The following is an 18,601-nucleotide window of genomic DNA, read 5'->3' as shown; positions in this document are numbered from 1 at the left end:
AGTCCGCCAATCAAGCTGCTCACAGACAAGCGTTGGTCGTGCCTGCTTTATCTGCCGGATATGGTCCGGGGCCGGTCGCTTTGGCGTAGTTTGCATCAATCGCATATGCATCGGCCGGACCAGCAGGAGGCAGCGTCGATTGCCAATAAAAGGTAATCGGTTCAGCTTGTTCCCATTGGTCACCGCCGCCGCCAGCTTCAACTGACCAGATCAGCGCGCCATCCTTACAGGTGATGACAACGTCAGCTTTTGCGCCAACCGCCGCCAATGCCTCTGCTTTGGAATATCCGACAGTGCCCGTGAAGCCATGTGCGGCGCGCATCATCTTGAACGCGCTTGCCCGTTCAATATCGGAAGAATCATTGCCAGCGCCGCTGCCTGTGTTTTTCTCGTTATCCTCACCTGGATAGATTACATGGACATAAGTGAAGACCGTGCCTTCTGGCGCGGTTTTCGGATCGCACGGGTCCATTCCGGCAGGGCAGGCGACGAAAGAACGGATGTCGGCAAAACTGCCCTCTGCGTTGCTGAGCGTTCCCGTCACCTCAGGCCCCTGCGGCCCGACGATTTTCGCGCCCAATTCTAAATCCATAAAATCGCCAGCAGGCAGGGCCGCAGCAATTGCCGCTGCTTCGCCTTCGGATTTGGCAGGGCCTTCAATATCGGTCACGTCGGTATCTGGTTCTGCCGAACAGGCTGCCAACGACAGGGCGGCAGTTGCGGCGAATAAGGTTGTTATAGTTTTCATGTCAGGCTCTCCTTCACCAGCGCGCTGGCTTTGCTCATATCGAGTTCAGCGCTGTGGCGAGCCTTTAGTTCCGCCATAACTTTGCCCATATCCTTAATGGAATCAGCGCCTAAGGCCGTTTTGATGTCCTCGATTGCGGCGCGGGTTGCATCTTCGCTCATTTGCTGGGGCAAAAATTCCTCGATTACCGCCAGTTCGAACTGCTCCTTTGCAGCAAGCTCAGTCCGGCCACCTTGTTCAAACATGGTTATCGATTCGCGCCGCTGCTTGCCCATTTTTTGCAGAACTTCGATTACTAATGCCTCGTCATCGACCTCTTTGGACGAAGTCCGCAATTCAATATCGCGGTCCTTGATCTTCGCGCCGATCAGGCGGAGCGTGGCGGTGCGTTCCTTGTCACCGGCTTTCATGGAGGTGATGGTGGCGGATTTGATCGTATCGCGAAGCATTTATGGGGCATCCTGTGGATTATTTGGCCGAATATGGCTCAAAGCTGGTGATGCATTGCCAATAACGTAACATTCCGGCTCTGCACAGCTTGACGGAATCAACGCCGGTCATTAGCCGCTAGGTCTTAGCAACATCGCCGGAAATCTAAGCACTCGGAGCGCCAATATGGCCCACGCCGCCTCAACGCCTGCGCAACCCAAAGACGCGACTGGCGTATTGGTATTGGCCGATGGATCGGTCGTCTGGGGCAGGGGCTTTGGCGCCGCTGGCGATGCGGTGGGCGAAGTGTGCTTCAACACTGCGATGACCGGGTATCAGGAAGTGATGACCGATCCTTCCTACGCCGCGCAGATCGTGACTTTCACATTCCCGCATATCGGCAATGTCGGGGCAAACGCCGAAGACGTAGAAGGCAAAGTCGAAAGCGCGGTTGGCTGCGTTGTGCGCGAAGACATAACCGCACCAGCCAATTTTCGCGCCGAACAGACCTTCAACGAATGGATGGAAGCAAAGGGGAAGATCGGCATTTCAGGTGTCGATACGCGCGCATTGACCCGCCGCATCCGCAAATCGGGCGCGCCCAACGCCGTGATCGCCCATTCGCCAGAGGGTAAGTTTGATATCCCTGCGCTTCTCAAGCGCGCTCAGGAATGGGCCGGGCTGGAGGGCATGGACCTGTCTCAACGCGTGACGCGGCATCAGGACGAGAATTGGGAAGGCGGATCATGGACGCTTGGCAATGGATATGGCCGCTCCTCCCGCGATGCTATACCGCACGTGGTCGCAATAGATTACGGGGCGAAGGACAATATTTTCCGCAATCTGGTTAAGGCTGGCGCGCGGGTTACGGTGGTTCCGGCGAAAGCGACACTGGAGGAGATTATGGCGCATAATCCCGATGGCGTGTTCCTTTCCAACGGCCCCGGCGATCCGGCGGCAACGGGCGTCTATGCGGTGCCCGTCATCAAGGCGCTGCTTGATCAGGATGTGCCACTGTTCGGCATCTGCCTCGGCCACCAGATGCTGGCGATTGCGGCGGGCGCAAAGACCACCAAAATGCATCAGGGCCACCGCGGTGCAAACCATCCCGTTCAGCGGGTCGGGGATGGGTGGGGCGAGACAACTGGCCTCGTCGAGATCACCAGTATGAACCACGGCTTCGCGGTGGATGCAGACAGCCTGCCGGATACGGTCGAGCAAACTCATGTCAGCCTGTTCGACGGGTCCAACTGCGGCATTGCGTTGAAGGGCAAACGGGCGTTCGGTGTGCAATATCACCCCGAGGCATCGCCGGGACCAATGGACAGCTTCTACCTGTTCGAGAAGTTCGTGGGGATGTTGGGGTGAATCTAATTCCAAATCTCTCGAAGCGTGAAAAGTCTATCTTTCTAGCGATATATCAAAGCGACATGAATCAAACGCCCCATTATGTTTATCCGCTTCCGCCGCTGGTTGATCAGCTGAACTCTAGTCAAGCTAGCGGCTACGATTTGGACGAACTAATACTCGCATCTCAACGCTTTCAGGAACTTCAGTTAGGTAGCTATTACGAAAAGATAGAGAATTCAGATAGCCCGCGTGGCGCTAGTCGATTTCAAATATCTCCGCGCGGGGTAACTGTCGCGAATGCACTACTGGATGCTAAGCAAAGACCAATTTTCGATCGAATTTCCAGCTGGCGTTGGTGGATGCCGATCGCCGGATTGGCAAGCGTTACAGCGGTTGCTTTAACCCTCTTTGAATTGGTGAATAATGCCTAAACGTACTGACATCTCCTCCATCCTCGTCATTGGCGCTGGTCCGATCATCATCGGGCAGGCGTGCGAGTTTGATTATTCCGGCACTCAGGCGATCAAGGCGCTGAAGGAGGAGGGCTACCGCGTCATCCTCGTCAATTCCAATCCGGCCACGATCATGACCGATCCGGAATTTGCCGACGCGACCTATATCGAGCCGATCACGCCCGAAATCGTCGCCAAGATTATCGAGAAAGAGCGCCCCGATGCGGTGCTGCCGACGATGGGCGGGCAAACCGCGCTCAACTGCGCCTTGTCGCTGGAATCCTCGGGTGTGCTGAAGAAATTCGGCGTCCAGATGATCGGCGCGGATGCGGAAGCTATTGATAAAGCAGAAGACCGCCAGAAATTCCGCGATGCGATGGACAAGATCGGCCTAGAAAGCGCGCGCAGCGGCGTGGCGCATTCGGTCGAAGAAGCGCAGGAAATTCTCAAGCGCACTGGCTTGCCCAGCATCATCCGCCCCAGCTTCACACTAGGGGGAACCGGCGGCGGAATCGCCTATAACAAGGCCGAGTTCGAGAAGATTGTTCGCGACGGTCTCGACGCGTCCCCCACCACAGAAGTTCTGATCGAAGAATCGCTGCTCGGTTGGAAAGAGTACGAGATGGAGGTCGTGCGCGACCGCAAGGACAATTGTATCATCATTTGTTCGATCGAAAATGTCGATCCGATGGGCGTGCACACGGGCGACAGCATTACCGTAGCCCCCGCGCTGACGCTGACCGACAAAGAATACCAGATCATGCGCAATGCCAGCATCGCTGTGCTGCGTGAAATTGGCGTCGAAACCGGCGGCTCGAACGTCCAGTTTGCGGTTAATCCTGCTGATGGCCGGTTGATTGTGATCGAGATGAACCCGCGCGTGTCGCGTTCATCCGCTTTGGCATCCAAAGCCACTGGTTTCCCCATAGCGCGCGTCGCGGCGAAGCTCGCGGTGGGCTATACGCTCGATGAAATTACCAACGAGATTACCGGCGCTACTCCGGCCAGTTTCGAACCTACTATCGATTACGTCGTCACCAAGATCCCGCGCTTTGCTTTCGAGAAATTCAAAGGTGCGACTGACGATCTCGCCACAGCGATGAAGTCGGTCGGCGAAGTGATGGCGATTGGCCGGAATTTTCAGGAATCGATGCAAAAGGCCTTGCGCGGGCTGGAAACCGATCTGGATGGCTTCAACCGCGTTACCGAGCTGGCGGGGGTGCACCATGATGTCATCACCGCCTCGCTTTCGCGACGGACACCAGACCGCATTTTGAAAGTCGCGCAGGCGTTCCGCGAGGGTTTAAGCGTCGAGGAAGTGAACCGCATCACTGGCTACGACAGCTGGTTTTTGCGCCAGATAGAAGAGATTATCGATGCAGAGAAAATCATCTCCCGCGATGGCCTTCCCGGCGATGCGGCCGGATTACGCCGGCTGAAATCAATGGGCTTTTCCGACAAACGCCTGGCCACATTGGCTGTGCGCTCGGTCGGCGTTGCAGGTGGGATGGGCGAAACACAAGCGCGCCGTTCGGGCCTGCTGCATGACGCCTTGCAAGCAATGGCCGGCGCGACATCCGAAAAAGAAGTCCGCGATCTTCGTCATAAGCTCGGCGTGTTGCCAGTGTTCAAGCGTATCGACAGCTGCGCCGCTGAATTCGAGGCGATAACGCCTTACATGTACTCAACCTATGAAGCCCCGACATTCGGTGCGGCTGAGTGCGAGGCGGATGTTTCCGACCGGCGAAAAATCGTCATTCTTGGTGGCGGTCCTAACCGGATCGGGCAGGGCATCGAGTTTGATTATTGCTGCGTCCATGCCTGTTTCGCGCTGGCCGAGGCCGGCTTTGAAACCATCATGGTCAATTGCAATCCAGAGACAGTCTCGACCGATTATGACACCTCCGACCGCCTTTATTTTGAGCCACTGACAGCGGAGGACGTCCTAGAAATCCTTCGCGTAGAGCAAAAATCTGGCGAACTGGTAGGCGTAATTGTTCAATTTGGCGGCATGACCCCGCTCAAATTGGCGCAGGCGCTGGAAGATGAGGGGATTCCGATCCTCGGGACCAGTCCAGATGCAATCGATCTTGCCGAAGACCGCGAGCGCTTCGCAAAGCTGGTTGGCAAACTGAAACTGAAGCAGCCGGACAACGGCATCGCTTACAGCCGCGATGAAGCTGCCGCAGTTGCCTCGCGCATCGGCTATCCAGTTTTGCTACGCCCGTCTTATGTGCTTGGCGGACGTGCGATGGAAATCGTCGACAGCGAAGCCCAGCTGGATGATTACATCAAAACGGCGGTGAATGTGTCTGGCGAAAGTCCGGTCCTGGTCGATCAATATCTCCGCGACGCCATCGAATGCGATGTTGATGTGATTTGTGATGGCACCGATGTCGCGGTCGCTGGGGTAATGCAGCATATTGAAGAGGCGGGTGTCCATTCCGGTGACAGCGCTTGCACTATTCCGCCATATTCGCTGCCCGCTGAAATTGTCGAGGAAATGGAGCGTCAGGCGGATTCTCTGGCGCGCGCGCTGGGCGTAGTCGGTTTAATGAATGTCCAATTCGCGGTGAAGGATGGCGAGGTTTATCTCATCGAAGTCAACCCGCGCGCCAGCCGGACGGTTCCCTTTGTGGCCAAAGCTATCGGCCAACCCATCGCCAAAATCGCCAGCCGCGTAATGGCGGGCGAGATGCTGGCAACATTCCCACCATTTAAGCGCGACCTTCCCTATATGGCGGTGAAGGAAGCCGTGTTCCCGTTTGGCCGTTTCCCCGGCGCCGATCCGGTGCTTACTCCCGAGATGAAATCAACGGGCGAAGTGATGGGTATCGACAAGGATTTCCCGACCGCGTTCCTGAAATCGCAATTGGGAGCAGGAGTAGTTTTGCCCGAAAGCGGCGTGGTGTTCGTTTCTGTCAAGGAAGGCGATAAGCCGATTATCATCCCTGCGGTCAAAACGCTGATTGATTGCGGCTTCACGATTATCGCGACTGGCGGCACGCAGCGGTATTTGACCGAGCAGGGCCTGCAGGTTGAGCGGGTGAACAAGGTGGCCGAGGGGCAACCGCATATTGTTGACAGAATGATCGATGGCGAAGTGGCATTGGTGATAAACACTACCGAAGGCTGGCAGAGCATGATCGACAGCAAATCGATCCGTGCAACGGCGCTGCAAATGAAGATTCCATACTACACAACAGCGGCTGCATCGCTCGCCACGGCAGAGGCGATTCAGTCGGTAAAGCCGAGCGAGCTTGAAGTGCGGTCAATGCAAGACTATTATAGCTAGGAAACAAACGGCTTTTTCCGACATTGCATCAGGATCAGGGTCGCTCCACACGGGGCGGCATGGTCTAGAATTGTCATTCGGTTCAAGACTTTAGCAGATTGAGAGTTACGATGGATAAGGTTCCAATGCTTGCCGAGGGCTATGAGCGGCTCACTACCGATCTCAAGGCTTTGCGTGCAGAACGCCCCAAAATTGTCGATGCAATCGAGGAGGCACGTGCCCACGGCGATCTTTCCGAGAACGCGGAGTATCACGCGGCGAAAGAACGTCAGGGACAAGTCGAAGCGATGATTGGCGATATCGAGAGCAAAGTTTCTCGCGCCCAGATCATCGATCCCAAGACGCTTTCAGGCGACAAGATCGTGTTCGGCGCGACGGTCACTTTGCTTGACGATGATGACAAGCCAAAGAAGTATCAGATTGTCGGTGAAACCGAGGCTGACGCCGCAGGCGGTCGGATTTCATTTAGCTCGCCTTTGGGCCGCGCATTGATTGGCAAGAATTTGAACGATGAAGTCGAAGTGACTGTCCCTTCAGGTGACAAATTCTACCTCGTCAAGAAAATCGAATATATTTAATCGACGTGGTGAAGCGAGCTTAGCCGATCTGCTTCACCATAGCGAAATTATGTATCGGGACTTTTCGGCCGCCGAATTCGATCTCGAAATCTCGCCTCTCAGTCTCAATATATCCTGCACGTAAGAATGCGGGGCGAGCGAGAACGCTGGCCTCCGTGTGAAGCTGTCGGGCACCATTCTGACGTGCGATCAGCTCCGATTGCGCCAGTAGCTTGTCGGCCAGACCTTGGCCGGTATGCTCGGGGTGGCAATATAGGTGATCGAGATGGCCGCCGGGTCCGAGTAAGCTATAACCGATAGCACGATCTGCAGTATCGCATGCGACCGTAATCAGATCGCCATTCTCGAAACGCGCTAGCAAACCTTGTGCATTCCCGACCTTGGAAGCCCAGGCCTCGACTTGGTCCTTTGAATATGCGGAAATACCAATTTGCTCGATCGCTAATCGGCGCAATTCGATCAAATTGTCCGCGTCACTTGGGTGAAATGGCCGGAGAGAATACGCCAAGAGACTCCTATGCGCCGACCTATTGTGCGGGAGTGAGCAGTTTGTGCAGTGGCACAATCACATATTTCATCTCAGCATCGTCAACGGTCCGTTGTGCATTGCCGCGCCAAGCCTCGACCGCATTGTCATAATCGCTGTAAACGCCGACAACGTGGATACTTTCAGGGTCCTGAAATTCCATCGACCGAGGATCTCTAACCTTTCCGCCCATAACGAGGTGTAATGGCTGGGTGAATTCAGTCTCTTTCATCAATTCGGCTTTCTCAGTTTATCGGGAGCTTGTGCCAGCGCGCCATAAAGAAAATGGCGTGGCAGGCAAGCCTGTCACGCCATTCTGTCATTTTGGTAGAACCCGAGTTTACTTGCCAATGCGGCTCCGAATGTCGCGTGCGCTTCGTCCCGCCTTTTTCCCGGCATTGCGAGAAAGTGCTTTCGCTGCCGCTGCCGCATTACCACCCGTGAACGTCGCGCGGCGCTTTAGCGCGCCAGCATTATCACCAATTGTGTCACTGAAGTCTTCAAGCTTGTCCTTACCTGTCGCAGCGGCTTCGCCGGCAGCATCTAGCAGGCCAGTGGCATAGGCCATGCCTATTTCAGACGCATAGGCCGCCAAGGCGCTAGCTTTCTTTCCTGCTTGACGCCCAGCATTGCGTCCCGGTTTCGTCATTGCACCAATTGCCAGACCAATTGCCGCCACGCCTGCGATTGAAGCAATCGGATGTTCTTTGACGAAGTTAGTCGCTGTATCGGTCGCTTCGCGGGCGATGTTGCCGATGCCGCGATCTGCATTGCGGCTTTCAGCCGCCTCGATTTTGGCTTTAAGCGCTTGACGCTTTTCTTCGCTAGACATGTATTTACTCCTAAAGTTTGTTTTGGCGGGATCAAACCTGTTGAGGGTCCTCGCCGGGTATAGTTTCTGTTTCTATATCTTCACTCTGGTCCAAACCATCGTTGAACAGGCTCAGGATTGGATTGCGCGCAAACCAAACGCCGACGGCGGCGATCAGGGTTATCAACACGCCCTTGTTATCATCGGCGGCCTGGGTTGCCTCTTCAAACACATCGACTGCGCCCTCAGTAAGCCGATCGGCAACGCGGCCACCTATGCTTTTCGCCGTCAAATCAAGTTTGAGATACGCCAGATCGGCTTTTACCAAGGCGAGCGACGCGTTTCTGAGCGCTCGATCTTCTTTAAACCGGATTTCAAGCGAGTCTGACATCAGCCTTCATCCTTGAATGCTGCAGACACGCTCGAAAATTTGCCTCTGGCGGCGAATAAGAATCCCGCCATTCCGATTAATAAGATGCCTACAACCACTAGCATTGCCCCGACCGGTCCCATCACAGGTATTAGTGCTACAATGCCGCCGACTACCAGTCCGATTAACGCCAGATGTAGAAACGCAAGCGCAGCAAGAACCAACCCGATTCCAGACTTGCTACGATTGGCCACGAGAGCCAAGCGAGTCTTTTGAAAGGCAAGCTCCGCCTCGACATAGGTCTTACCGTCATCAACCAGAGCATTGATGTCGTCAGTTAGGGAACGAACGGGCGGGGGATCGAGGTTGTCTAGTTCGACATTGTTGTCATCCTGCCGGTCGGGCAGGTCTGTATTTTGCATCCCCGGATCCCCCGACTAATTCTTATTATTCGCTTTTGCCGCGGAACATCCGGGCAATCATGAAGCCTAGAACGGCTGCTACACCGACAGCAACTCCCGGGCTCTTGCGAACGGCTTCGCGTGCCTCTTCGCCAAGTTCTTCCACACTTTTGCTTTCGAGCTTGGCAGAGGTTTCCTGCAATTTACGCGACGCAGTGCGGGCGTAATCGCCATATTTTTCGCCGAGTTTCTCATCGATCACTGCAGCGTTTTCAGAAACAACTTTTCCAAGCGACGAAATGCCATCGCTTGCCTTGGATTTTGCTTCAACAGCGAGGTCAGCAGCACGTGCTTTTGCGTCGCCAGCCCAATCTTCCGATTTACCCTTAGCCTGCTCACGATATGCGACTGCACGGGTTGATGCTTCATCCTTCAATGCAGCAGCGCCTGCCTTCGCTTCGTCGAGCGCCGCGCTGAAGCGCGTTTTCGCGTCGACTGTACTGCTGGCTTCGACTTTTTTGGCGGCGGGCTTCTTGGTCGATTTGGTCTTATTGGTGGTTTCAGTTTTAGAGGCGGCCATGGTTCTTCCTTTAGCGAGTCAAATATTTGCGAGTCAGAATGCCGTGCATACGGTTTCTAACCCTTCCGTATTGCAACGCAACTTGCGCCGTTTAGTTCCTGCGAATAAGGCCTAAATTGCGTACTCATACACTGCCAATATGGTGGTGTGTTAGCAATTTACAACACCAATATATTCGGAGCCCGAACATGACAGGCATTATCGACATCCATGGCCGCGAAATCCTCGACAGCAGAGGCAATCCGACGGTTGAGGTCGATATATTGCTCGAAGACGGCAGTTTTGGCCGCGCCGCAGTCCCGTCTGGTGCTTCCACTGGAGCTCATGAGGCGGTCGAATTGCGCGATGGCGATAAAAGCCGCTATCTGGGCAAGGGTGTGACGAAGGCCGTTGAGGCGGTGAATGGCGAAATTGCCGATACCCTCTTGGGCCTCGATGCTGAAGACCAGCGTGACCTTGACTTGGCTATGATCGACCTCGACGGGACCGACAATAAGAGCCGTCTTGGCGCTAACGCAATCCTCGGGACCAGCCTGGCGATTGCAAAGGCAGCGGCCAACGCTCGTGGTTTGCCGCTCTGGTCCTATGTTGGCGGCGTGTCCGCTCATGTGTTGCCCGTGCCGATGATGAACATCATCAATGGCGGGGAACACGCCGACAATCCGATCGACATTCAGGAATTTATGATCATGCCGGTCGGGGCTGACAGCATCGCTGAAGCAGTGCGATGGGGCGCAGAAGTATTCCACACGCTCAAGAAAGGCTTGTCGGACAAGGGGCTTGCCACAGCGGTTGGTGATGAAGGCGGCTTTGCGCCGAACCTCGCCAGCACCCGCGACGCGCTCGACTTCATCATGGCCTCGATCGAGAAAGCCGGCTTTAAACCTGGAGAGGACATTCTGCTCGCTCTCGATTGCGCTTCGAGCGAGTACTTCAAGGACGGCCAATATGTTTTGGCAGGCGAAAATATTTCGCTCAACCCTACTGAAATGGCAGATTACCTCGCCAAACTGTGCGATGATTACCCTATCCGCTCAATTGAAGACGGCATGGATGAGGACGATTTTGTGGGCTGGAGGGCGCTGACCGATAAGATTGGCAAGGATGTCCAGCTGGTCGGCGATGATCTTTTTGTGACCAATCCGGCCCGTTTAGCGATGGGTATCGAGAAGGGCCTTGCCAATTCGCTGTTGGTGAAGGTCAACCAGATCGGCACGCTTTCCGAAACGTTGGAGGCGGTCAATATCGCCCACCGTGCAGGCTACACAAGTGTGATGTCGCACCGCTCGGGTGAGACCGAAGATGCTACAATTGCCGATCTGGCAGTCGCGACCAATTGCGGGCAAATCAAAACTGGCTCGCTAGCTCGCTCAGACCGGCTTGCGAAATACAACCAGTTGATCCGGATTGAGGAAGAGCTGGGCGCGAGCGCGCATTATGCCGGAGCCACTTGCTTCGGCTGAAAAGAGCGCATTGATGCCTGAGGCTTAACTCGCGAATCTGGCCTGCAGGTCGAGCATCGCCAGTGCCGCCTTAGCCGCTTCGCCGCCCTTGTCTTTTTGCGCGGAATCGGCGCGAACGAGCGCTTGCTCTTCATTCTCGACGGTCAATATACCGTTGCCGATCGCAATACCATCCATTGTCAGCGCCATAATACCCCGTGCGCTTTCACCGGCGACGATTTCAAAGTGATAGGTTTCACCGCGGATAACCACGCCAATGGCAACAAAACCGGAATAGTGATCGGTTTCGGCGGCAAGAGCAATCGCGCCAGGAATTTCCAATGCGCCCGGTACGGTCAATGTTTCGACCTCGTGCCCGGCCTCTTCAAGAGCGGCACGCGCGCCTGCAATCAGCATATCATTGAGCTCATCGTAAAATCGGGCTTCGACAATTAGAAAACGCGCCATTTGGTAACTCCGGTAATATTGTGCGGCTCGCTTAGCGGTCTGTTCGGGATTGGGAAACCGGCTTTTTATCCGCAATGATCTCGAACTGCACGCGGAACACCCGATTAGGGATAACGCGGTTTAGCGAAGGCAGGGGATCATCGGTCGTATAGACAATCTCACCCATTTGCCCGGCCTCTGCATCCAGCTCTAAAGCAAGGTCAAAAATGAATAACGACTCCATCCCGTCAATCCGGTCTGGCGAATAGACCAGCGTTTTACCCAGCGGTACGACATTCCGGCTTTGCTTAGCGTCAAATGTCCAAATTGCTGGATTACCGGGCAATTGCACTTGAATCGGCCACCCCTTGCGGATTTTCTGTCCTGGTTTCCCATTGTGTTGCTGCACGAAAATATATGGCTGCCGTTCTGAAAGTTCAGATCCACTTGCTTTATAAACTTCGCTTGCATTGCCGGGGAGGGCGAGCAGACCTGCCAAAGCGATAGCTTCTGCAAGCATTCGGTTGCGGTGTGCACGATTCATGTTCTTGGCTCCCCCTTGGCATCGAGTTCTGTCCCTTCCGGGTGGATGAAGACGTTTGCCATCATCCCATTATCCTCGTGCGGCAGAATGTGGCAGTGATAGACAGTCTTGCCCGTGATATCCGGCCGGAAGTAAGTGCGAATTGTGACACTGCCTTTCGACGGCAACGGAAATACATCCCACCAGGTCGGATCGTCGACCGGCTGCCCGTTCATCGCAACAATTTGGAACGGATTCACATGGATGTGGAACGGATGCTGGAACACATCAAGATTAACCAGGGTCCATTCCTCGACAGTACCAGCTACGACATGTTGATCTATCCGATCGAGATCAAAGACTTTTCCGTCTAGGGTAAATTTTACCGGCGGCATTCCGGTCATGGGTTGCTTAGGTGCACATGCAGCAGGTGCCGCATCGCAATTCGCTGTAATACCGAGCATTTTTCTTGGAGTAGCGGGTTCATGATGCATCATTGGCATTTCATGATTGCCTGAAATCTCTCCTTTGAAGGTGATCGTTCGACGGCGAGCAATGGGCTGGTTGGGCATTTTGGGCGGATTGACCAGCCTGCCCGGAATGGGATCATCTTGCCTTGGACCGGACGAGCTTATTGTCGCGAGCAACCTCTCGGGCCGCGCACCGCCAGGGTGTCCTTGTTCATATTGCAAAGCGCGCAGACGGTAGATTCCAGCATCTCCGCCTTTGACCATAAATTCGGCGCGATTACCGGGGGCCATCAATATTCGTTGGACCGGCTTGCTATGGGCAAAGGGTATGCCGGATGCACGGTGCAAGGCTGGCGCACAACATTAAGCGGGGCACCGCCCACCCCAACTATAAGCACGGACGAGAAACGCAGGGGGCGAAGGCCGAGCGCAGCCGCAGTCTTGCAAAAATTGAGGATATTGGAGCAGACATCCTTCGTACTTGGGCTTGCAACCGGGCCAAGGTGGCCGGGCAGGAAACCGAAGGGGTAGGGGAACCGTTATGACCATTTGGATGGTAATCGCAGGCATACTTGCCTTTGTTTTGGGCACTTGGGGCAGGATGTGCATCTACTATGAAATGACAGACTCTTTCCAAACACCGAGTATTTGGAAATCAGGTGGAGTCCAAGTTGGCACTTGGGTCTTAACTACTGGGTTTTCTGTAGTTTTTGCATTCATCGCAGCAGGTTGGGTCCGTGAGAACTATGGCGAATTTTTAGGAGCATTTTCATTCGGTGCATTTCTATTCCTACAATGGGCTGCAAGAGGCATGGCCGCCGGGGCGACTTGCGTGAACCGCCAAGATTGTCCTCACTGAATTGGAAGGTTTAAGTGTTTTGGGCGGTAGATCATCGGACGCGCAGAATAGTAAATAGGGGGGATTGGGTCCCATTTGCCAGAATTGGGGGGTGCCACCCCGGTGGGGTCTAGCTTCGCAGCAATTCGATGGGGGTACTTTGCTTCGGTGCAATTTGGATGGCACCCAATAGCCATCCGCTCATATAAAGTTTTTGACTGATGCGTCCGGTCAATGTCCGGTTCGATTGAAAGATTTCCCTTCAATCATCCACTAAGTTATTGAATTTATGGTGGACGCACCAGGGTTCGAACCTGGGACCCGCTGATTAAGAGTCAGCTGCTCTACCAACTGAGCTATGCGTCCATCGGCCGACTGAACGGCGGTTCGCGAATCAACATTGTGATTGCGGAGCGCCGCATATAGCGGGGCGACTGCCGATTAAAAGAGCCAAATCGTCGCATGGCTAATAACCGCATGAACATGAGGCGTTTTCATACAGCATTTCTTGCTGACTGCCGGAACGATAATGGGTTGCGCCATACCGGTCTGCAACCTGTTGCTTTTGTATAGATCAGCTAATTGCCGCGTCGTATTTTCTATGGGAAGTCTTTAATGCGATTGGAGCAGACTGATCGCGGCCAAGGCTGATGACTACGGGCCCTTCTGACCCGTAACTATGTTCCGGTTACAGATCTCCAAAGCCAAGACTATGGCTTGCTATTCTAAGCCGACGCGGTTGTGTTCGCGGTTCCACCGGTTGACCATCATTAGCGTGCCGATGCAGATCATATTTGTCATCATGGACGAGCCGCCATGGCTCATCCATGGCAGCGGGATGCCAACCACCGGAGCGAGTCCCATAACCATCATCAAATTTATGCAGACATAGAAGAAGATTGTCGCGACCATTCCTGCTGCGAGTAACTTGGAAAACCGGTCAGGCGCGGCTTTTGCAACGCGAAGTCCCCAACGCAGTATTAAGCCAAACATGATGATAACGAATAAGCCTCCGATGAAGCCCCATTCTTCCGCCATGGTCGAGAATACAAAGTCTGTATGCGGTTCGGGAAGATAATTCAGATGGCTCTGTGAACCTTCGTTAAAGCCTTTGCCCGAGAATCCGCCAGATCCAATTGCAATTTTTGATTGCGTGATGTGATAACCAGCGCCCAGTGGATCGCTTTCGGGATCCATAAAGGTGGTTACGCGGCGTTGCTGATATTCCTTCAGGCCGAAGAAAAATGCGAGCGGGGCGGCGACAGCGGCAGCAGCTCCGCCTGCAAGGAACCAGCGCAACGGCAGGCCCGCAAGAAACATCACAACTATACCGCCGAATACAATTGCAAGCGAAGTTCCCAAATCAGGTTGGAGCAACACTAGCCCCACTGGCAGGGCGATAAGGCCGCCAGCTGGGATTATGGCCCGCCATCCTTCGATCATTCCGCTAGGCAAGCCCTCGTAGAACTTGGCCAATGCTAACACTACAACTGGTTTCATCAATTCCGAGGGCTGTATCCGAAGAGGGCCAAGTTCGAGCCATCTCTGGCTCCCGCCTCCAATCGCACCCATTGCCTCCACGCCGAGTAGCAGAAGCAAAACTGCACCATACGCGGGGTAGGCCATCATTTTCACAAAATTGCGCGAAAAAAGCACCATGATCGACGCCATCACGAGAGTGACTGCAAAGCGCAAAAGGTGGGAAGACGCGAAGGGCTGAAATGCGCCACCTGCCGCAGAATAAAGAACAGCCGCTCCAAATGCGACCAACAGGAAAAGTGGTATCAGCATTTGCCACGGTTGGCGCGCGACCGGGGTCGGAATAATTGAATTCATTCCTCAGTTCCGCCGGAAATAGAATCGACATTGGTCGAGCGGTTGATCGCTGCGTCCGTTGCTTGTGCCACTGGCGCCGTCGCTGCGGCTCTTGCCTCTGCATCCACCCGCGCGAAAATGTCTTCGTCGCGTTTGGGTTGTGGCGGGATATCTTCGCCAGCTTGCGCGGCGTAGGCCGCGTATTTTTTTTCAAGCCGTTCTTGCGCTGTGCCGCCCCATTGCTTCTCCAGCAATTCCAGAGCGGCGAGACCTTTCGCAGGATCGAACAGGAATGTCATGACATCGCGGGCAATCGGGTAGGCCGCACCGGAGCCGCCTCCATGCTCGATAACAACCGCCCCGGCATAGCGCGGGTTATCAAACGGAGCGAAGAAGATGAACAAACCGTGGTCGCGATATTTCCAAGGACCCGATTTACCATCTGATTTGCTCAGCGAAACCACTTGCGCAGTGCCGGTTTTTCCAGCCATCAATATGTCGGGAATTGGTAATCGCGCCCGCCCGGCGGTGCCTGGCCCATTGACCACGTCACTCATGGCTTTGCGCACTGCCAGCTTGTGTTCTTCGGTTACGCCCATCGATTCATAATCTGGGACTTTCTCGTTCAATACCAAGCGAGGCATCACTTGTTTGCTGGTCGCCAGCCGCGTTGCCATTACAGCAAGCTGTAACGGGTTTGCCAGCATGTAACCTTGTCCGATGGTCGCGTTGACAGTGTCAAATGTCGCCCAAGGGCTTCCGTATTTTTCTAGTTTCCATGCAGGATCGGGCACGGTCCCATAAAATTGGCTGGTCACCGGCAGCGGAAATTCTTGTCCCATTCCATAACGCCGCGCCATCGCTGCAATAGGGTCCATCCCCACACGCTGTGCGAAATGATAGAAATAGACGTCGCAGCTTTGATAGATGCCCTTGGCCATATCGACGGTACCGTGGCCACTGCGTTTCCAGCAGCCGAAAACCCGATTGCCAACTCTCAAGCCGCCACGGCATTGAACGGTTTCATCGGGCCTAATCCCAGCCTTTAGGAAAGACATGGCGACCATTGGCTTTACCGTTGAGCCTGGCGGATAAAGTCCTTTCAGAACTTTATTTCTTAGCGGAACACGCTCGTTCTCGCTTAGCATCGAATATTCGACGCGGCCAATTCCATCGGAGAAGGAATTGGGATCGAAACTTGGCATCGATGCCATGCACAGCAGATCGCCGGTAAGCGTATCCATGACCACAACCGAGCCCGATTCCAGGCCGAGCCGGCGCGCTGCGTAATCTTGCAGCGGACCGTCTATTGTAAGTTTAACCGGGGCACCTTGCACATCTTGTCTGGTATCGAGATCGCGGACAATCCGTCCGCTGGCAGTCACTTCGACCCGGCGTGCGCCGGGCGTTCCCCGTAACTCTTGCTCGAATTGCTTCTCAAGCGCATCCTTGCCAATTTTGTAACCGGGGGTGACCAACAGAGGATTGCGATCAAGTTCGTATTCCTCGGCGGATGCAGGCCCGACATAACCGATTAAATGCCCAACCGATGCGCCGGTCGGATAGTAACGCGTGAAACCCCGTTGCGGGACCACTCCGGGCAAATCAGGGAGCCGCACGCTAATTGCAGCAAATTGATCGAAGGATAGGCCCGTGCCGATTTCGACTGGTTGGAACCCGCGCGCCTTTTCAATCGAATCTTTCAGATCTTGAATCTTCGCAGAATTATAATCGAGCAGCTTACCCAACGTTTCAATTGTCTGCACTGCATCGGGAAGTCGCTCAGGAATGACATCAACCCGGAAATCGGCTCTGTTGGAGGCGAGGGGGGCACCGTTGCGGTCAAGAATCCAGCCTCGACGTGGCGGTATCAGCGTCAAATTGACCCGATTACTTTCGGATTCGGTTGCGTATTTCTCGTTATCGGCAATCGCGATGTAACCCATTCGTACTGCGAGCAAAGTACCGATACTCGCGCCAACTCCACCAAGCACAAAGCTGCGGCGGTTGTAGCGATTAGCTAGCAAAGATGGCGTTGTTGGCGCAGAACGTCGACCTCCAAACATCAGGGAATTACTCCGATACGTTTGAAACGTCTAAGCCGCAATCTGTCGAGCCGGGCAATCATTCGCGCGATTATTGGGAAAAGTAAGATGCAAAGCAACAGCTGTGGGCCAAGCGCGATCAGACCGTGAACTGTGATCGGTGCTCCAGAAAAGAGCGCGGCTGCCAACAAATATGAAATGATGATTGCGATAATCATCAGCCAATCCTGGACAAATGTCCTCCAAGGAAATCGCGCTTCAATAATTTCAATTGCTATCATTGAGATCGACCAAAGCAGGATCGCGCTGCCAAATGGTTGCCCACTGAACAAATCGTCGAATGCGCCCAAAGGAAAACCAACCCACACAGGCAGCAATCCGGGCCGAACGATCCGCCATGCCAAAAGACACAAAAGACCAAGTGGAGGCATGATAGGAACTGCGCTTGCGATGGGTAGCATTGGCAAGATTGAACTAAGCAGGATCGATAAGATCGGTATGGCGATAACCAGAAAGGGAGAGTGGGCACGGTTTATCCGGCTGCCATATTCGTCGCTTCGGGAATGCGGGTTGATTTGGTCCATCAGGGTTGCAGCGCAATGTCCGGCGATTGTGCGGCTGCCTTAACCGAGTCCGGCTGCCAGATAGGCTCAACCGAAACGAAGTCTGTTGCTGCTGGATCGCTGATGACACGGCCAATGGCACCGTCATCTGTTACCTCGGCCACAATCGCGACAGCCATACCGGGCTTGTAATATCCGCCGGCGCCGCTTGTGACGAGCACATCTCCCTTCTTGAGCGGGTTGATGCCCAGATTGATTAGCCGGATTTGCAGCAAGCCATCGCCGCGCCCTTCCGCAAATGCGATGACATTCTCCCGGTCGAGACGAACGGGCAGAACGCTTTGGCTATCGGTCAGCAGCAGAATGCGCGATGTATTGGGTGATGTTTCGAGGATGCGCCCAACTACGCCGCGAGGGCCGCGAACTGGCATCCCGATTTTTACGCCATCATTGCTGCCCGCACTTATGTAGCCAAAACGGCGAATGCTTGATGCGGTCGAGCCGATTAAGCGCGCTGTGGCGACAGAGGGTGTCTCGGACTTGGTCAGATTGAGCAGCTCTTTTAGTCGCGAGTTTTCTTGCTCCAGCGCTTTTGCTTCGGCCAGCCGGATACGGGCTATCTCAACCTCTTTCTTGAGTTCCGCATTCTGAGTGCCAGCGCGGTAATATCCGGTGATGGATCCAATAATCCCTTGCCCTCCGCTTCGGGTGGCAGACGCGGCTTCGCCAGCAGGCCGTAAAACCTCTTGTGCTGCACCGCGGGGGCCGCTGAATGTTGCGGGCCGCCACAGCGAAAGGCCAAGCAGGACCGCGCCGATTAAAGCGCCAATTCCCGCTATAACGTATCCTGTAAATACCCCGTATTGCGCTTTACGCGAATAGCTGGAGCGCCGGGATGACGACGCCATGCCGCTTCTC

The 18,601-nt window shown here is 54.6% G+C and carries 21 protein-coding genes and 1 tRNA gene; 6 read left to right on the top strand and 16 right to left on the bottom strand.

Annotated features, from left to right (window positions below):
* Positions 1-19 precede the first annotated feature (19 nt).
* Together GRI36_RS09265 and GRI36_RS09260 are read right to left on the bottom strand one after the other, a co-directional pair.
* Positions 20-748, bottom strand: a complete 729-nt coding sequence (locus tag GRI36_RS09265) for a hypothetical protein (RefSeq protein ID WP_160598210.1) — start codon at positions 746-748, stop codon at positions 20-22.
* Complete coding sequence (locus tag GRI36_RS09260) at positions 745-1,197, bottom strand: GatB/YqeY domain-containing protein (protein ID WP_160598209.1); 453 nt, start codon at positions 1,195-1,197, stop codon at positions 745-747. Before GRI36_RS09260 ends, GRI36_RS09265 begins: the two co-directional genes overlap by 4 nt.
* A 166-nt stretch (positions 1,198-1,363) precedes the next feature.
* Between GRI36_RS09260 and carA the strand changes: the two genes are divergently transcribed.
* The 4 genes from carA (at position 1,364) to greA (ending at position 6,852) form a co-directional block, all read left to right on the top strand.
* Positions 1,364-2,545, top strand: a complete 1,182-nt coding sequence (gene carA, locus GRI36_RS09255) for a glutamine-hydrolyzing carbamoyl-phosphate synthase small subunit (RefSeq protein WP_160598208.1) — start codon at positions 1,364-1,366, stop codon at positions 2,543-2,545.
* Between the two features lie 62 nt (positions 2,546-2,607).
* A complete protein-coding gene (locus GRI36_RS09250) occupies positions 2,608-2,958 on the top strand; it encodes a hypothetical protein (protein WP_160598207.1) in 351 nt (116 codons plus the stop codon).
* Positions 2,951-6,274: a carbamoyl-phosphate synthase large subunit gene (gene carB / locus GRI36_RS09245; protein ID WP_160598206.1), complete on the top strand. Its 3,324-nt coding sequence runs from the start codon at positions 2,951-2,953 to the stop codon at positions 6,272-6,274. Before GRI36_RS09250 ends, carB begins: the two co-directional genes overlap by 8 nt.
* Before the next feature lie 110 nt (positions 6,275-6,384).
* Positions 6,385-6,852 (top strand): transcription elongation factor GreA, encoded by a 468-nt coding sequence (gene greA, locus GRI36_RS09240; RefSeq protein ID WP_160598205.1) that lies wholly within the window; start codon positions 6,385-6,387, stop codon positions 6,850-6,852.
* A gap of 19 nt (positions 6,853-6,871) precedes the next feature.
* On the opposite strand, the gene GRI36_RS09235 is transcribed toward greA, so the two are convergent.
* The 6 genes from GRI36_RS09235 to GRI36_RS09210 form a co-directional block, all read right to left on the bottom strand.
* On the bottom strand, positions 6,872-7,360 hold the full coding sequence (locus tag GRI36_RS09235; protein WP_160598204.1) for a GNAT family N-acetyltransferase: 489 nt from the start codon (positions 7,358-7,360) through the stop codon (positions 6,872-6,874).
* Between the two features lie 19 nt (positions 7,361-7,379).
* The gene (locus GRI36_RS09230) at positions 7,380-7,610 is read right to left on the bottom strand and encodes a DUF4170 domain-containing protein (protein WP_160598203.1); all 231 of its coding nucleotides are present in this window, start codon (positions 7,608-7,610) and stop codon (positions 7,380-7,382) included.
* 108 nt (positions 7,611-7,718) lie between these two features.
* On the bottom strand, positions 7,719-8,210 hold the full coding sequence (locus GRI36_RS09225) for a hypothetical protein (protein ID WP_160598202.1): 492 nt from the start codon (positions 8,208-8,210) through the stop codon (positions 7,719-7,721).
* A 31-nt stretch (positions 8,211-8,241) separates the two neighbouring features.
* Positions 8,242-8,580: a hypothetical protein gene (locus GRI36_RS09220; RefSeq protein ID WP_160598201.1), complete on the bottom strand. Its 339-nt coding sequence runs from the start codon at positions 8,578-8,580 to the stop codon at positions 8,242-8,244.
* Entirely contained in the window at positions 8,580-8,981 is a 402-nt protein-coding gene (locus GRI36_RS09215; protein WP_160598200.1) for a phage holin family protein, read from the bottom strand. The genes GRI36_RS09220 and GRI36_RS09215 overlap by 1 nt, the downstream gene beginning before the upstream one ends.
* A gap of 25 nt (positions 8,982-9,006) precedes the next feature.
* Positions 9,007-9,540 carry a hypothetical protein gene (locus GRI36_RS09210; RefSeq protein WP_160598199.1) on the bottom strand — a complete coding sequence of 178 codons (534 nt, stop codon included), beginning with the start codon at positions 9,538-9,540 and terminating at the stop codon, positions 9,007-9,009.
* Positions 9,541-9,728: 188 nt separating this feature from the next.
* On the opposite strand from GRI36_RS09210, the gene eno reads away from it, so the two are divergent.
* Positions 9,729-11,003, top strand: a complete 1,275-nt coding sequence (gene eno / locus GRI36_RS09205; RefSeq protein WP_160598198.1) for a phosphopyruvate hydratase — start codon at positions 9,729-9,731, stop codon at positions 11,001-11,003.
* Between the two features lie 24 nt (positions 11,004-11,027).
* Here eno and ribH read toward each other — a convergent pair whose 3' ends face one another.
* From ribH to GRI36_RS09190, 3 genes are read right to left on the bottom strand one after another with little or no spacing between them, the layout of a single operon-like run.
* Positions 11,028-11,450 carry a 6,7-dimethyl-8-ribityllumazine synthase gene (gene ribH / locus GRI36_RS09200; protein ID WP_160598197.1) on the bottom strand — a complete coding sequence of 141 codons (423 nt, stop codon included), beginning with the start codon at positions 11,448-11,450 and terminating at the stop codon, positions 11,028-11,030.
* A 31-nt stretch (positions 11,451-11,481) separates the two neighbouring features.
* Positions 11,482-11,973, bottom strand: coding sequence for a hypothetical protein (locus GRI36_RS09195; RefSeq protein ID WP_160598196.1), 492 nt, complete (start codon positions 11,971-11,973; stop codon positions 11,482-11,484).
* On the bottom strand, positions 11,970-12,713 hold the full coding sequence (locus GRI36_RS09190) for a multicopper oxidase domain-containing protein (protein ID WP_160598195.1): 744 nt from the start codon (positions 12,711-12,713) through the stop codon (positions 11,970-11,972). The genes GRI36_RS09195 and GRI36_RS09190 overlap by 4 nt, the downstream gene beginning before the upstream one ends.
* 250 nt (positions 12,714-12,963) lie before the next feature.
* Here GRI36_RS09190 and GRI36_RS09185 point away from each other — a divergent pair, with 250 nt between their 5' ends.
* Entirely contained in the window at positions 12,964-13,281 is a 318-nt protein-coding gene (locus GRI36_RS09185) for a hypothetical protein (RefSeq protein WP_160598194.1), read from the top strand.
* A gap of 269 nt (positions 13,282-13,550) precedes the next feature.
* Here the strand turns inward: GRI36_RS09185 and GRI36_RS09180 are convergent.
* The 5 genes from GRI36_RS09180 to mreC all read right to left on the bottom strand — a co-directional run bounded on the left by GRI36_RS09180 (position 13,551) and on the right by mreC (position 18,591).
* Positions 13,551-13,626 (bottom strand) — tRNA-Lys (locus GRI36_RS09180).
* Between the two features lie 354 nt (positions 13,627-13,980).
* Positions 13,981-15,096, bottom strand: coding sequence for a rod shape-determining protein RodA (rodA, locus tag GRI36_RS09175; protein ID WP_160598193.1), 1,116 nt, complete (start codon positions 15,094-15,096; stop codon positions 13,981-13,983).
* On the bottom strand, positions 15,093-17,141 hold the full coding sequence (gene mrdA / locus GRI36_RS09170) for a penicillin-binding protein 2 (protein ID WP_160598192.1): 2,049 nt from the start codon (positions 17,139-17,141) through the stop codon (positions 15,093-15,095). Before mrdA ends, rodA begins: the two co-directional genes overlap by 4 nt.
* Positions 17,141-17,704 carry a rod shape-determining protein MreD gene (mreD, locus tag GRI36_RS09165; protein WP_160598191.1) on the bottom strand — a complete coding sequence of 188 codons (564 nt, stop codon included), beginning with the start codon at positions 17,702-17,704 and terminating at the stop codon, positions 17,141-17,143. The genes mrdA and mreD overlap by 1 nt, the downstream gene beginning before the upstream one ends.
* Positions 17,704-18,591, bottom strand: a complete 888-nt coding sequence (gene mreC, locus GRI36_RS09160; protein WP_160598190.1) for a rod shape-determining protein MreC — start codon at positions 18,589-18,591, stop codon at positions 17,704-17,706. The genes mreD and mreC overlap by 1 nt, the downstream gene beginning before the upstream one ends.
* Positions 18,592-18,601 lie beyond the last annotated feature (10 nt).

This window comes from Pontixanthobacter gangjinensis (assembly GCF_009827545.1).
GTDB lineage: Bacteria > Pseudomonadota > Alphaproteobacteria > Sphingomonadales > Sphingomonadaceae > Pontixanthobacter > Pontixanthobacter gangjinensis.
This window is presented reverse-complemented; position numbering and strand designations above follow the sequence as displayed.